The sequence below is a fragment of the Ralstonia sp. AU12-08 genome (assembly GCF_000442475.1).
In the GTDB taxonomy this organism is placed as follows: Bacteria; Pseudomonadota; Gammaproteobacteria; order Burkholderiales; family Burkholderiaceae; genus Ralstonia; species Ralstonia insidiosa.
In genome coordinates this window covers 1-1,210 of sequence record NZ_ASZV01000075.1, presented here as the reverse complement: position 1 = coordinate 1,210, position 1,210 = coordinate 1, and the positions used below count along the sequence as shown (strand labels likewise).

The following is a 1,210-nucleotide window of genomic DNA, read 5'->3' as shown; positions in this document are numbered from 1 at the left end:
CATGGCAAAGGAAAAGTTCGAGCGGACCAAGCCGCACGTGAACGTTGGGACGATTGGTCACGTTGACCACGGCAAGACGACGCTGACCGCAGCGATCGCCACCGTGCTGTCGAGCAAGTTCGGTGGTACCGCCAAGAAGTACGACGAAATCGACGCAGCGCCGGAAGAAAAGGCACGCGGCATCACGATCAACACCGCGCACATCGAGTACGAGACGGCTAACCGTCACTACGCGCACGTTGACTGCCCGGGCCACGCCGACTACGTCAAGAACATGATCACCGGTGCCGCCCAGATGGACGGCGCCATCCTGGTGTGCTCGGCCGCTGACGGCCCGATGCCGCAAACGCGTGAGCACATCCTGCTGGCCCGCCAAGTGGGCGTGCCGTACATCATCGTCTTCCTGAACAAGTGCGACATGGTGGACGACGCTGAGCTGCTGGAACTGGTTGAGATGGAAGTGCGTGAACTTCTGTCGAAGTACGAGTTCCCGGGCGACGACACCCCGATCATCAAGGGTTCGGCCAAGCTGGCGCTGGAAGGCGACAAGGGCGAGCTGGGCGAAGTGGCCATCATGAACCTGGCCGACGCACTGGACACCTACATCCCGACGCCGGAGCGCGCTGTTGACGGCACGTTCCTGATGCCGGTGGAAGACGTGTTCTCGATCTCGGGTCGCGGCACCGTGGTGACCGGCCGTATCGAGCGCGGCATCATCAAGGTCGGCGAAGAAATCGAAATCGTCGGTATCGCGATGGACGGCGACAAGCCGAAGATCGACAAGACGACGTGCACGGGCGTGGAAATGTTCCGCAAGCTGCTGGACCAAGGTCAAGCAGGCGACAACGTCGGTATTCTGTTGCGCGGCACGAAGCGTGAAGACGTTCAGCGTGGTCAAGTGCTGGCCAAGCCGGGCTCGATCAAGCCGCACACGGAATTCACGGGCGAGGTCTACATCCTGTCGAAGGACGAAGGTGGTCGTCACACCCCGTTCTTCAACAACTACCGCCCGCAGTTCTACTTCCGTACGACGGACGTGACTGGCTCGATCGCCCTGCCGGAAGGCAAGGAAATGGTCATGCCGGGTGACAACGTGTCGATCACCGTCAAGCTGATCGCCCCGATCGCCATGGAAGAAGGCCTGCGCTTCGCTATCCGCGAAGGCGGCCGTACCGTGGGTGCTGGCGTCGTTGCCAAGATCCTGAAGTAA

At 61.2% G+C, this 1,210-nt stretch carries 1 protein-coding gene; it reads left to right on the top strand.

Translation table 11 applies throughout. The features are described from left to right. Position 1: 1 nt before the first annotated feature. Positions 2-1,210, top strand: a complete 1,209-nt coding sequence (tuf, locus tag C404_RS58690; protein ID WP_021197867.1) for an elongation factor Tu — start codon at positions 2-4, stop codon at positions 1,208-1,210.